Below are 12,833 nucleotides of genomic sequence, written 5' to 3'. Positions count from 1 at the left end.
GTGCATGGGTGGATGGCCGGTTGCGGGTCGAGGGCCTCGGATCCTTCCGTGCGTTCGTCGACGGTGACGAGATCGAGCTGGGGTCGCCGAAGCAACGCGCCGTCTTCGCCGTGCTGGCCCTGTGCGCCGGCACGACGGTCACCCGGGAGCAGTTCATCGACCGGATCTGGGGCGAGGCGCCGCCCGCGACCGCGGCCGGCAGCCTGCACACCTATCTCTCCGGGCTGCGCCGCGCGCTCGGGCCGGCGAAGGATCAGCTGGCCAGCGACCGGTCGGGGTATTGCCTGCGGCTCGAGCGAGAGGCGTTCGACGTCACCGCGGCCGAGGATCTGACCGGGTCAGCGGCGCTCTGGGACAGCGGGCCGGCCTTCACCGGGGTGCCGGGGCCGTTCGTCGCGCAGGCCCGGGACCGGCTGGCCCGGCGCCGGCTGCAACTGCTCATCGAGTACGCCGAGACCGCCCCGCCCGCCGAGGTGGTCGGCCGGCTGCTCGCCGAGGTTCCGGCCCACCCGTTCGACGAGCGGTTGCGCGGCACGCTGATGACCGCGCTGCACCGCACCGGCCGCAGCGCCGAGGCCCTGAGCCAGTACGACGACCTGCGCCGGGTGCTCGCCGCCGAGCTGGGCATCAGCCCGTCCGCGTCGACCCAGGCCGTGCACGCCGAGATCCTGGCCGACGACCGCCGCCGGCCACCGAGACCGGCCCAGCTCCCGCACGACAACGACGCCTTCGTGGGGCGCACCGAGGAGCTGCTCACCCTGCTGACCCCGGGCCGGCGGCTCGTCATGATCGTCGGGGTCGGCGGGATCGGGAAGACCACCCTGGCCATCCGGGCCGGTCACCTGCTGCGCGACAGTTACCCGGACGGGCAGATCTACCTCAATCTCCGCGGCTTCGATCCGTCGCACTCGGCGCTGACCCCCGAGGCCGCCCTGCACCAGCTGCTCACCTCGGCCGGGGCCCGGAACGTGCCGAGCGGCCGCGAGCAGCGGGCCGCGCTGTGGCGCAGCATGCTGGCCGACAAACGGGTGCTGCTGGTCCTGGACAACGCCGCGTCCACCGACCAGATCGAGGACCTGCTGCCCGGCAGCAGCACCTGCTTCGTCGTGGTGACCAGCCGCAACCGGCTGTCCGGGCTGGCCGTCCGGCACTCGGCCCGCCGGATCCCGCTCGGGGCGCTCACCGACGACGAGTCGTTGCGGCTGCTCGGCACGCTGATCGGGGCCGACCGGGTGAGCGCCGAGCCGGCCTCCGCGCAGCGGCTCATCGCGCTGTGCGACCGGTCGCCGTTCGCCCTGCAGATCGCGGCCGAGCAGGTCGCGTCGGCGGCGGGCACCGGCATCGGGGACCTGGTCGGGCAGTTGGAGCGGTTCCGGTTGGACACCCTGCAGCTCGCCGATGACGTGCTCTACTCCGTACGCGGCGTGTTGTCCTGGTCGTTCGCGGCGCTCGCCGCGGACGCGGCCCGGGCCTTCCGCCTCCTCGGCGTCTTCCCCGGCCCGACCGTCACCCGGGCGACCGCCGCCGCCCTGTTCGGGTCCGGCATCGAGGAAGCGGCGGACCTGCTGGACCGGCTGTCCGCGCTCAGCCTGATCGAGGAGGACGACGACCGGTACGCCATGCACGACCTGGTCCGGGCGTACGCGGCGGAGCTGGCCGGGGAGCTCGCGCCGGACGATCGGGGCGACGCCCTCGGCCGCGTTCTCGGCTGGTACCGCGTCACCCTCTCGATGGTCGGCGACCGGCAGGTCGGCCGGGGCGCACCGATGGAACCGCCGCACACCGACGTTCCGCCGGTGCTGTTCGCCGGGCAGAGCGAATCCTTGCGCTGGTGCGGCCAGGAGTGGCCGAACATCATCGCGCTGGCCCGCCGGGCCGGCCGCAACGGGCAGCACGAGTCGGCCTGGCACCTGACGCTGTTGCTGTTCGACTACTTCTACGCGGCCGGCCGGCCGCTGGAATGGCTGGAACTGCTGACCGTCGGGATGCGGGCCGCGGAGACCGCCGACAACCGGGTGGCCCGCGCGATGATGTTCAACCACCGCAGCGTCGCGCACTCCCGGCTGGGCCAGAACGACACCGCGGTCGAGCAGCTGCGCCGCGGGCTGGAACTGCTCGACCAGCCGGCCGACTGGCAGCACCGGATCAGCCTGCTCGGCAACCTGGCGTCGACGCTGCGCGAGGCCAAGGAGTACGACGCGGCCCGCGCACCGGCCCGCGAGGCCCTCGAACTGGCTCGTCAGGAGGGCATCGACTACTACCTGGCGGCCACCCACGACGTGCTCTGCGAACTCAACGCGGAGACCGGCCGGTGGGCCGAGGCGATCGACGAGGGGGTGCCCGGCCTGGAGTACGCGCGCCGGTCCCGCAGCCAGCTGGTGGAGGCGAACCTGCTGATCAACATCGGACTGGCCCAGCACGGTCTCGGCCGGCAGCCGGCCGCCGAGAAGACGTTCGGCCAGGCGCTGCGGATCAGCCAGGACGCCGGCGACCGCTACCACGAAGGGCTGGCGCTGTTCGGGCTGGCCCGGGTCGGCGCGGGCGCCGCCCTCGCCCGCCGGGCTCTCGCCCGGTTCGAGGAGATCGACGCCGAGGAGGCCGGCGAGGTCCGTGCCTATCTAGCGGCGTTGACCTAGGTACGCTGCCAGATCAGCACCGCGTCGACCCGGTTGCGGGCGCCGAGCTTGGTGAAGATCCGGTTCACGTGGTTCTTCACGGTCTTCGGCTGCACCTGAAGAAGGCCGGCGATGTCGGCATTGGACCGGCCCCGGCTGATCCAGTCCATCACCTCGGCCTCGCGCGGCGACAGCGGCCCGCGCGCGTCCCGGGGCTGGTCGGCCGGGCGGCCGTGCGGAACCAGGGCGAGCCGGTAGCGGGCGGTGGCCGGATCCCGGCGGTGGGTGTGCGGGCCGGCCAGACCGTTGAGGGCCTCGGCGAGCGCACCCGTCGCGGGTGCGACCCCGCTGCCCGGGGTGACCACCACCTCGACCGAGGGCAGGCCGTCGATCTGCACGTCCAGGCCTTTGCTGGCGAACTCGTGGCGGATGCGGGCGAGGATCTCCGGACTGGAGATCGCGATGCGCACCCGGCCACCCGGTTTGGGGGGAACCGTGATCACGTGCGTCAGTCTGGGGGATCTTTCTTCACGAATGCTTCATGCGGCTCGGGCCGGCTCGGCCAGCATGCCCGTATCGAGGGTGCCGTCCACACCGACGGTGAGCCGCCAGGTCGCCTCGACGGCGCCGACGACCACCACCGTCCAGCGCCGGGCGGGCTCGGCGAGCAGACGTTCGACCTGGTAGGCGTCTCGGCCGTGGGGTTGTTCGGCGAACAGCAGGACCCCGCCGTACGGGTCGTCCAGCTCGGCCGCGGCCTCCACCAACCGTGCAACATCCCACCCGTTGAAGTCGGAATCGGGCGGAAAACCCACCCGGATTGCCCGGACGCGCGCCGACCACGGGCTGGTGGTCAGCCGCCGCGACCACGACCGCACCAGACCGCGGGCCAGTTCCAGATCGCCCTCGACGCCGACCAGGCCCCCGGCCTCGGCCAGGTTGAGCAGCAGCCGGCCGCCGTCGACGACCCCGGCCGAGACGAGCAGCGGGTACGGCTCCGGGATCCGGTCGTCCACCGGCGCGTTCGCCAGCTGGTGCAGCGATGCCTCCCAGGTGCGGCCCTGGTCGGACGCGGTCCAGCCGGGCGGGGGTGTCTCGCCGGGAGTGGTCAGGCGCAGCCGCACCGACTCCGGGCCCAGCACCACCGCGCCGACGGCGGGCAGCACGGCGCACCCGGTGGCCAGGGCACGTAACGCGTGGTCGACGGTCCAGGCTCCACTTCGCACGCCGGAATCGTCAGGGCCGGGCCCGCGGCTGTCAACGAGAGCCGTGGGCCCAGGGGCCTACATTCGCGTACTTCGATCTGGACCGGGGCCGGTCGTCATTCATACGTTGATCGGCGTTGACCGGACCAGGGAAGGGACGACCCGATGGCGAACCTGAACATCACCTACACGGAGATGTCGGACAGCGCGACCCGGATGCGTAACAACAAGAACGAGATCGACTCGCGGCTCACCGAGTGCAAGGCGATCGTGGACAACCTGACCGGCTCCGGCTTCGTCACCGACCAGGCGTCCGGCAAGTTCGACGAGGTGCACACCGAGTTCGTGAACGCGGCGAACGAGCTGATGGAGAACCTCGACCTGCTCTCCGAGTGGCTGGACAAGGCCGTCGAGGCGCTGCGCGACATGGACACCCAGCTCGCCGGCTCGCTGAACAAGTAATGCGCATGCTGATCACGCTCGCATCGCCGGGGGCGTGGTCGGCCGACGTGGTGGTGGACGCCGATCCGGCCACGCCGGTACGGGACATCGTCAAGAACCTGCTCGACAGCCTCGACGTTGTCCCGGCGGACGGCCCGATCTACCGCGACGACCGGCCGCTCGACCTCGACCTTCCGTTGTCCGCCGCCGGCGTGCACGACGGCTCGGTGCTGTGGGTCGGCGGGCCGGGTCCGGCCCCGTACGCCACCGGCGGTCTGGTCACGATCCGGGCCGTGACCGGCGCCGGGGCCGGCCGGATCTGGTCCCTCACCCCGGGTGAGCACCGGATCGGCTCGGCTCCGACCTGCGCGGTCCGGCTGGACGGCCTGGCCCCGGTGGCCGCGGTCGTCCGGGTCACCTTCGACGCCGAGGTGTATGTCCGGGGTTCGGCGGACGGCCTGTTGCTGGACCGGGCCGACCTGGCCGGCGGTGAGGTGGTCTGGCGGGAGACCGCGCAGCTCACCGCGGATGGCACTGCCCTGGAGGCGCACCCGGTGCGCTGCCCGGACGCGATGGTCGAGCCGTCGCCGGAGAGCGAGTACCTCGACTACAACCGCCCGCCCCGGCTGCTGCCGCCGATGCGGCCGGACAGGTTCAAGATCCCGGCCGAGCCGAAGGCGCCCACCCCGAACGCCCTGCCGTGGCTGGCCGCCGCGCTGCCGGCCGCGTTCGGCGTGGTCATGTCAACGGTGTTGCGGAACCCGATGTACCTGATGTTCGCGGCGATGTCGCCGGTCATGGTGGTCGGCAACTGGTGGTCCTCGCGCCGCCAGGGTGGCCGCACCTATCGGACCCAGGTCGCCGAGCACCGGGCCCGGGTCACCGCGATCGAGGCCGACATCGCCGAGACCACCGTCCTGGAACGACAGGACCGCCGGGTCGCCGCCCCGGACCCGGCCGAGCTGCTGATCGTGGCCACCGGCCCGCGGGCCCGGCTGTGGGAGCGGCGCCGCACCGACCCCGACCATCTGGTGACCCGGATCGGCATCGCCGACCTGCCCAGCACGATCAAGGTGGAGGCGGCCGGGCTGGACCGGCAGACCCCGCGACCGCTCAACGACGTACCCGTCGCGTTTTCGATCGTGCAGGCCGGCGTGGTCGGCGTAGCCGGCCGGGGCGAATGGCCGCGCCGCCTCGCCCGCTGGATGATCGGCCAGCTCGCGGTCGCGCAGAGCCCCCGCGACCTGCAGCTTTATGTGCTCACCGACCCGGACGGCAGCGCGCTCTGGGAGTGGGCGGCCTGGCTGCCGCACACCCGTCCGCTGCTGGGCCAGCAGACCCTGACCCTGCTCGGCACCGACGCCGAGACGATCGCCCGGCGGATCGCCGAGCTGATCGAGCTGATCGAGGCCCGGCGGCAGGCCCGGCTGAATGCCGGCTCCGGCGCGGCGATCGGCGACCCCGACGTGGTCGTGGTGCTGGACGGCGCCCGCCGGCTGCGGTCCCTGCCCGGCCTGGTCTCGGTGCTGCTGGGCGGGCCGGCCGTCGGTGTCTACTTCGTCTGCGTGGACAGCGACGAGCGCACCCTCCCGGAGGAGTGCACGACCGTGGTGGTCGGCGGCGACGGCCTGCCCACCACGCTGCGGCAGCAGCGGGCCGCGACGATCGAGGGCATCCGGGTCGACGAGGTGATCGACGAGTGGTTCCCGACCGTGGGCCGCCGGCTCGCCCCGATCCGCGACGTCAGTGACGTGCACGGCGACGCCGCGCTGCCCGGCTCGGCCCGGCTGCTCGAGGTGCTCGGCCTGGAGGATCCGTCGGTGGCCGCGATCAGCGCCCGGTGGACCTCGTCGCCGCGCGGCACCCGGGCGGTGGTCGGCCTCAGCCTGGACGGTCCGTTCGCGCTCGACCTGGTCCAGCACGGCCCGCACGGCCTGGTCGCGGGCACCACCGGGTCGGGCAAGTCGGAGTTCCTGCAGACCGTGGTGGCGTCGCTGGCGGTGGCGAACCGGCCGGACGCGATGAACTTCGTGCTCGTCGACTACAAGGGCGGGGCCGCGTTCAAGGACTGCGTCGACCTGCCGCACACCGTCGGCATGGTCACCGACCTGGACATCCACCTGGTCGAACGGGCGCTCACCTCGCTCGGCGCCGAGCTGACCCACCGGGAGCACCTGCTGGCCGCGGTCGGCGCCAAGGACCTCGAGGACTACCTCGACTACGCGACCCGGCGGCCGGTGCCGGAACCCATCCCGCGGCTGCTGATCGTGATCGACGAGTTCGCCTCGATGGCCCGGGAGCTGCCCGACTTCGTCACCGGCCTGGTCAACATCGCGCAGCGTGGCCGGTCGCTCGGCATCCACCTGATCCTGGCCACCCAGCGCCCGAACGGCGTGGTGAACGCGGAGATCCGGGCCAACACCAACCTGCGGATCGCGCTGCGGGTGACCGACGCGGGGGAGAGCGCCGACGTGATCGACGCCCGGGAGGCGGCGAGCATCTCCGGGTCGACCCCGGGTCGCGCGTACGCCCGGCTCGGGCACAGCTCGCTGATCCCGTTCCAGACCGGCCGGGTCGGCGGCCGCCGACCGCGGTCGAACCAGGCCGAGGCGGTGGTCGCGCCGTTCCTGCACCCGGTGGGCTGGCAGGACCTGGGCCGGCCGGTGCCGCAGCGCCCGCGCAGCCTGGCCGAGGCGGACGAGGCGACCGACCTGTCGGTGCTGGTGGCGGCGATCCGGCAGACCAACGACATGCTGGGTCTGCCGGCCCAGCGCCGGCCCTGGCTGCCGGCCCTGCCGGCGTTCTCGGTCACCGATCTGTCCGACGGGACCTGGGCCGTGCAGGACCTGCCGCGTACGCAGCAGCAGGTCCCGATGAAGCTCGACCTGGACACCTTCGGCCACCTGCACATCGTCGGCGCACCCCGGTCGGGCCGGTCGCAGGCGCTGCGCACGATCGCCACCGCGGCGGCCTCGGCCGCGAGCGTCGCCGACCTGCATCTGTACGGGCTGGACTGTGGCAACGGCGCGCTGCTGCCGCTCACCAAGTTCCCGCACTGCGGCGCGGTCGCCCAGCGCACCGACGTGGAGCGCGCCTCGCGCCTGCTGCGCCGGCTGCACGAGGAGGTGCAGCGCCGGCAGCGGGTGCTCGGCGAGGGCGGGTTCGCCGACCTGACCGAGCAGCGCGCGGCCGTCCCGGCCGAGGAACGGCTGCCGCACATCTTGCTGCTGCTCGACCGCTGGGAGGGGTTCATGGGAACCCTCAGCGAGCACGACAACGGGACGCTCACCGAGATCGTGCACATCCTGATGCGCGAGGGTGCCAGCGCCGGCGTCCACCTGATCGTGGCCGGCGACCACAGCCTGCTCAGCGGCCGGATGAGCTCGCTCTGCGAGGAGAAGCTGGTGCTGCGGCTCTCCGACCGCAGCGACGCCACGATGGCCGGGCTGAACCCGCGGAAGATCCCGGAGAACCTGCCGCCCGGCCGCGGCTACCGGGCGATCAGCGCGATCGAGGTGCAGGTATCCCTGATCGCCGCCGATCCGAGCGGCCCGGCCCAGGTCGCCGCGATGCACGCCATCGCCGCGTCGCTCACCGAGCGCGAGGCCTCGGTTGATAAAAAGCTGCGTCCTGCCAAGATCGCCGCGATGCCCAGCCAGCTGACCTTTGCGCAGGCCTGGGAGCGGGTCAAGCCGACCCCGGGCTTCGCGCTGATCGGGGTCGGCGGCGACGACCTCGCCCCGGTCGGCATGGATCTGCTCGGCGACCAGCCGACGTTCCTGATCGCCGGGCCGTCCCGCTCCGGCCGCAGCACCGCGCTGCGCGTCATGGCCGAGTCGATGCTGCGCGCAGGCTTCGAGTTGGTCATCGGCGCGCCGCTGCGGACCCCGCTGACCGAGCTGGCCGGCCGGGCCGGCGTGCGCGGGATCATCAGCGGCGACAGCCCCACCGAGGAGGAGTTCGCCGCGCTGCTCGATCCCGGTGAGGGGCCGGTCGCGCTGCTTGTCGACGACGCCGAGGCCTGGCGGGACGTGACCTGCCGGGACTGGCTGCGTCAGCTGATCCGGACCGCGTCCGGCCGGCGGCGGGCGGTCGTCATCGCCGGCGAGATCTCCTCGGTCGCGATGGGCTTCTCCGGCTGGCAGGTCGAGGTCAAGAAGAACCGCCGTGGCGCGCTGCTCTCCCCGCCCACCCTGAGTGCCGGCGATCTGGTCGGCGTTCGCCTCTCCCGGGCCAACCTGGCCGACCGGGTGGTGCCCGGGATGGCCCGGGTGCACCTGGGCGACGGCACCCTGCAGACCGTTCAGATTCCAACGTGGGAAACGGTGATGTGATGGCCGACATCGTGGTCAAGGACCTGGCCGACCTGGCCCGGGACCTCAGCGAACTGATCAGCCAGTTCGAGGGCGCGCTCGACTTCCAGGACGAGTTCAAGGGCCAGTGGGGGCAGCTCAACGCGAACCTGTCGATGGGTGACTTCGCCGACAACTGGACCGGCAGCCGGGACAAGATGGTCGAGGCCATGAAGAAGTTCCGCGACTCGGTCGAGGGTGCCGACCAGGCGTGGGCCGAGGCCGAGGCCAAGATGGTCGCCAGCCTCGAGGAGGGCGACAAGTGAGCGACGGCCGCCTCGGCACTCTCCGCAAGGCCGATCCGGGCGAGATCGACGCGGCGCAGAAGCGCTACGAGAAGATCTCGATGACCATCGACGACGCGGTGGCGAAACTGCAGAAGATCGTCGACGCCGGGGACGAGGGCCTGCGCGGCCAGTGGGTGGAGCCGCTCAAGGAGGACGCGGAGTCGCTCAAGGACAGCCTCACCAAGGCTTCGGTGCGCTACCGCGACGTCGCCAACGAGGCCAAGAAGTACGAGCCGGACCTGCAGCACGCGATCGACGAGGTGAACGCGGCCGAGCGCGATTCGACGGCCGGCACCGACTCGCTGACCAGGGCCAACGGGCTGCCCGATCCGCAGAAGGACGCGGACGGCAACATCCCGCCGGCGGAACAGCAGAAGGGTACGGACAAGCAGCGCGCGCAGGACGAGGCGAACTCGGCGATCACCGCGGCGGCGAACCGGCTGACCGGTGCGCTGGACGCCCTGGACGTGGCCGGTAAACGTTTCGGCGACGCGGTGAACTGCAAGAACTACGACGACGGGCTGACCGACAAGATCAATTGGCGGGTGATGGCCATCTTCAAGAAGATCAGCGAGATCTTCGGGATCATCGCGATGGTCCTGACCGCGCTGGCCTTCCTGATACCCGGGCTCAACGTGCTCGCGATAGCCGGATTCGCGGCGGGAGCCGTACTCCTGGTGGCCGACAGCATTCTCCTGGCCGGCGGCGACGGCAGCGTGCTCAGCGTCGTCCTGGATGCGGTGGGGTTGGGTTTCGCCGGCCTCGGCGCGGCGTTCGGCGCCTTCGGCAAGTCGATCGAGGGCTTCACCAAGTTCCTCAAAGGGCTGCCGTACCTGAAGTTCAAGCCGGGCCTCGGGCCGAACGGGCAGATCATCGAGCTCTTCGACTTCAGCAAGCCGCTGATGATCGGGGCGGGGAAGCCCGGCTTCTTCGACCTCGGCAAGAGCTGGCTGAGCGGCCTGTTCGAGCTCGGCAACCTCAAGAACCTCGGCTGGCTGAGCGGTCTCGGCACGTTCGGCAGCGGCTTCAGCTGGGCGGCCGGCGGTCTCAAGTGGATCTTCGGGTCGTGGGGCGGCATCAACCAGATCTTCAACCTCGGTGCCGGCTTGATCATCGGTGGTCTGCAGGCCACCTCCAACCCGGCCTTCGAGAACGTATGACCGACATTTCCTGGTACTGGGACTTCGTGCCGCCGGCCGGCAGCGACGACTGGACCGCGTCGCTGGTGAAGCTGCTCGACGAGTGGCTCGGCGCCGGCGTCGATGCCCCCGAGATGGGCGCCGCGCTGGCTCGCGATCTGCTCGCGCGCACCGACGGCATGCCCGCCAACTTCCGGCTCATCTGGGGCGGCGGTTTCCTCGCCGACCGGCCGCGGTGGCTTCCGCTGCTCATTCTGGCCGAATTCCGGCCGGCCCGGCCGGAAGACCCGGCCTATCTGATGGCCGAGGTGGGTGCCGAAGGCCTGGCCGATGACGTACGCGAACCGGCGGTTGACTACGTCACGACCGAGCGGGGCGACGGTGTGCGGGTGTTCGCGCTGGCCAGCTCCGACGGTGAAGGACTGCACGGCCGGGTCAACGCGGCGCTCCGGCTGGACGACCAGGCGGTCGACGTCCTGCTGACCACCCGGGTCAAGGCCCTGGACCAGCTCGCGGTGATCGGTTCCGGGGTGGAAGCCGTGCTGCACATGATCGCCGCCCAGCCGTTGGAGTTCGTCAATGCTCGACTTTGAGCTCATCGTTCCCGAGGGCTGGGTGCACGTGCCCACCCTGCCCGAGCTGCGCCGGGTGCGAGCCAGGACGATCGAGGCGATCGTCCGGCACGCCCTGCCCGACACGCTGCCCCGGGACAAGGCCGGGCCGTGGCGGCGGATGCTGAACCGCGACCTCACCGACGCGACCGACCAGGCCGAACGGCAGGGTGCCCGGGCGGTCGTGCTGCCGGTGACCGAGATGCACGGCATGCGGATGCCCGGCACGCTGCTGCTGTCGGTGATCGAGGACGACGGCGAGCCGCAGGACCCGCGGTCGGTGCTGAACTCGATCCTCGCCGAGGCCGGCCCGGACGGCATGGCGCTGGAGATCGACGGCTGCCCGGCGGCCCGGGTCCGCCAGGTCGTCGACAGTCAACCGATCAAACGCAAGGCCCCGGCCGTACGCGTCAACTACTACGTGGCCGCGCCCGGCGCTCCCGGCGTCTGGGGCGTGCTGACCTTCACCGTGCTCAGCGACGGCGACGTCGAGGCCGACCCGGTGCAGGCCATCGTGCTGCTGTTCGACGCGGTCGTCACCACCCTGCGCTGGGCCCCGGACGCCGACCTGCCGACCGAGGACGAAATCCTGGAAGGAATGCCCCGGTAATGGTCCGCCTCCCGAGACCGACCCGGCCGGTGGCGCTGGGCATCGTGCTGGCGCTCGCCGTCCTCACCGGGGCCGGTGGCTTCGCGGCCCGGCAGGCGGCCAACGCGGCCGAACCCCTGCAGGGCAACCAGCTCACCGCACCGGACGTGCGCATCCTGACCGGTGCCGCGACCTCGTGCACCGCGCTGACCCCGGCCCGGCTGGCCGGCCAGGTCATGGTGGCCTCGCACTTCACCGACCGGCCGGTCGGCGACCTGCGGGCCGGTGGCGCCACCGGGGTGGCCGCGCTGACCCCGGCGCAGTGGCAGCAGAACGCGCCCTGGACCGGCGCCGAGCCGACCGACCGGACGGCCGCGATCACCGGGCTCGCCCACCTGATGTGCCGGCTCGTCGGCCAGTCCCGCGCCCTGCACCTGGACGAGGACCCGTGGCGGATCGCGCTGGCCGCGTTCCGGCTCGGGATGGACCAGGTGGTCGCGGCGGGCGGCGTCCCGGACAAGGCCAAGGACTATGTGGACACCGTCTCCCGGTACGCCACCTGGTACGCCCTGCAACCGGCCCTGGGTGGCAGCGCTCCCTCGCCCGCGGCCGGTGGGGCGGCGGCGATTCCGGTGCCGGACGCGTACCTGCAGGCGGTCGTCGACGCCGGCAAGAACTGCACCGAGCTGCCGCCCAGCCGGGTCGCGGCCCAGCTCATGGCGACCTCCGGTTTCAGTGCCACCAAGCTCGGCGCGGCCGGTGAGCAGGGCATCGCCCAGTTCCAGCCGCAGGCCTGGATCGAGGACGGTTCACCGTGGGACCCGGGCGTCGCCATCCCGGCCCTCGGCCGGGCGATGTGCAAGCTGATCGAGCAGGCCGGCGGCCAGTACCCGGCCGCGCTGGCCGCCTTCGACCGGGCGGCGTCGGCCGAGGCGGTGACCAAGGCCGAGGCAGAGTACGCCAAGGACCCGCGCCTGCAGATCGCTGCAAAACCCACTTCTGCGGCACCGACGCCGGCCAAGACCACTCCCAGTACGAGCCCGAGCCCGAAGCCCACCAAACCGGCCCGGAACAACCAGCCGGCGATCAAGGCGGCTGACTCCACCGGCCGCGGCTACGGGCCGTACTTCATCCTCAACCTGGTCACCAAGATGTGCGTCGACCTGCCCGGTTACGGCGCCGGACCGCGCGACGGCCCGGTCGCCCAGTTCACCTGCGCCAAGACCGGCGATGACAACCAGGAGTGGACGTTCGAGCCGCGGGCCGTCGACGGCGAGGGCTACCAGCTCTACTGGATCCGCAACACCGACGACGGGTTCTGCATCGATCCGCCCGGCGCCGAGGCGGTCGCATCGGGCACCGAACTCGTCGAGACCGGCTGCTTCGACCAGGACAACCAGTACTTCCGGTTGGAACCGAAGAAGACCGCGGGCGGCTTCGTCTACTACTGGCTGCGCAACACGGTCGCCGGGATGTGCCTCGACGTGCCGGGTGCGGGCACCGGCGGCGCCGACGTCCGGCTGGCGCTGGTGCCGTGCCTGGCCAACGACGACCACGAGTGGGCCCTCCTCGAGAAATCCGAGTGGTGAGATGC

At 72.0% G+C, this 12,833-nt stretch carries 10 protein-coding genes; 8 read left to right on the top strand and 2 right to left on the bottom strand.

Features of this window, described 5'->3' with window-relative positions; genetic code table 11:
* The first annotated feature begins 8 nt into the window (after positions 1 to 8).
* Positions 9 to 2,636: an AfsR/SARP family transcriptional regulator gene (locus tag Ate02nite_RS11690; RefSeq protein ID WP_203803738.1), complete on the top strand. Its 2,628-nt coding sequence runs from the start codon at positions 9 to 11 to the stop codon at positions 2,634 to 2,636.
* Here the strand turns inward: Ate02nite_RS11690 and Ate02nite_RS11685 are convergent.
* Together Ate02nite_RS11685 and Ate02nite_RS11680 are read right to left on the bottom strand one after the other, a co-directional pair.
* The gene (locus tag Ate02nite_RS11685; RefSeq protein WP_203803725.1) at positions 2,633 to 3,118 is read right to left on the bottom strand and encodes a helix-turn-helix transcriptional regulator; all 486 of its coding nucleotides are present in this window, start codon (positions 3,116 to 3,118) and stop codon (positions 2,633 to 2,635) included. The two genes, Ate02nite_RS11690 and Ate02nite_RS11685, sit on opposite strands and share 4 nt — an antisense overlap.
* 36 nt (positions 3,119 to 3,154) lie before the next feature.
* Positions 3,155 to 3,841, bottom strand: a complete 687-nt coding sequence (locus Ate02nite_RS11680) for a hypothetical protein (RefSeq protein ID WP_203803723.1) — start codon at positions 3,839 to 3,841, stop codon at positions 3,155 to 3,157.
* A gap of 144 nt (positions 3,842 to 3,985) precedes the next feature.
* On the opposite strand from Ate02nite_RS11680, the gene Ate02nite_RS11675 reads away from it, so the two are divergent.
* Genes Ate02nite_RS11675 through Ate02nite_RS11645 form a run of 7 tightly spaced genes read left to right on the top strand, consistent with a single transcriptional unit; the run spans position 3,986 to position 12,828 of the window.
* A complete protein-coding gene (locus Ate02nite_RS11675) occupies positions 3,986 to 4,282 on the top strand; it encodes a WXG100 family type VII secretion target (RefSeq protein WP_203803721.1) in 297 nt (98 codons plus the stop codon).
* 5 nt (positions 4,283 to 4,287) lie between these two features.
* Entirely contained in the window at positions 4,288 to 8,595 is a 4,308-nt protein-coding gene (locus Ate02nite_RS11670; RefSeq protein WP_203803719.1) for an FtsK/SpoIIIE domain-containing protein, read from the top strand.
* The gene (locus Ate02nite_RS11665; protein WP_203803717.1) at positions 8,595 to 8,879 is read left to right on the top strand and encodes a hypothetical protein; all 285 of its coding nucleotides are present in this window, start codon (positions 8,595 to 8,597) and stop codon (positions 8,877 to 8,879) included. Before Ate02nite_RS11670 ends, Ate02nite_RS11665 begins: the two co-directional genes overlap by 1 nt.
* Positions 8,876 to 10,060 carry a hypothetical protein gene (locus tag Ate02nite_RS11660; RefSeq protein ID WP_203803715.1) on the top strand — a complete coding sequence of 395 codons (1,185 nt, stop codon included), beginning with the start codon at positions 8,876 to 8,878 and terminating at the stop codon, positions 10,058 to 10,060. Before Ate02nite_RS11665 ends, Ate02nite_RS11660 begins: the two co-directional genes overlap by 4 nt.
* Entirely contained in the window at positions 10,057 to 10,632 is a 576-nt protein-coding gene (locus Ate02nite_RS11655; RefSeq protein WP_203803713.1) for a hypothetical protein, read from the top strand. The genes Ate02nite_RS11660 and Ate02nite_RS11655 overlap by 4 nt, the downstream gene beginning before the upstream one ends.
* Positions 10,619 to 11,260, top strand: coding sequence for a hypothetical protein (locus Ate02nite_RS11650; RefSeq protein WP_203803711.1), 642 nt, complete (start codon positions 10,619 to 10,621; stop codon positions 11,258 to 11,260). The genes Ate02nite_RS11655 and Ate02nite_RS11650 overlap by 14 nt, the downstream gene beginning before the upstream one ends.
* The gene (locus tag Ate02nite_RS11645) at positions 11,260 to 12,828 is read left to right on the top strand and encodes an RICIN domain-containing protein (protein WP_203803708.1); all 1,569 of its coding nucleotides are present in this window, start codon (positions 11,260 to 11,262) and stop codon (positions 12,826 to 12,828) included. The genes Ate02nite_RS11650 and Ate02nite_RS11645 overlap by 1 nt, the downstream gene beginning before the upstream one ends.
* The last annotated feature ends 5 nt before the right edge of the window (positions 12,829 to 12,833 follow it).

This window comes from Paractinoplanes tereljensis (assembly GCF_016862435.1).
GTDB classification, from domain to species: Bacteria; Actinomycetota; Actinomycetes; order Mycobacteriales; family Micromonosporaceae; genus Actinoplanes; species Actinoplanes tereljensis.
Note: the sequence above shows the minus strand (reverse complement) of the source record. Positions and strands in the feature narration are given on the sequence as shown.

Excerpts from the sequence above, each read along its gene's own strand:
- Ate02nite_RS11675 (WP_203803721.1), top strand. The coding sequence starts at position 3,986 with ATGGCGAACCTGAACATCACCTACACGGAGATGTCGGACAGCGCGACC.
- Ate02nite_RS11670 (WP_203803719.1), top strand. The coding sequence starts at position 4,288 with ATGCTGATCACGCTCGCATCGCCGGGGGCGTGGTCGGCCGACGTGGTG.
- Ate02nite_RS11665 (WP_203803717.1), top strand. The coding sequence starts at position 8,595 with ATGGCCGACATCGTGGTCAAGGACCTGGCCGACCTGGCCCGGGACCTC.
- Ate02nite_RS11655 (WP_203803713.1), top strand. The coding sequence starts at position 10,057 with ATGACCGACATTTCCTGGTACTGGGACTTCGTGCCGCCGGCCGGCAGC.
- Ate02nite_RS11650 (WP_203803711.1), top strand. The coding sequence starts at position 10,619 with ATGCTCGACTTTGAGCTCATCGTTCCCGAGGGCTGGGTGCACGTGCCC.
- Ate02nite_RS11645 (WP_203803708.1), top strand. The coding sequence starts at position 11,260 with ATGGTCCGCCTCCCGAGACCGACCCGGCCGGTGGCGCTGGGCATCGTG.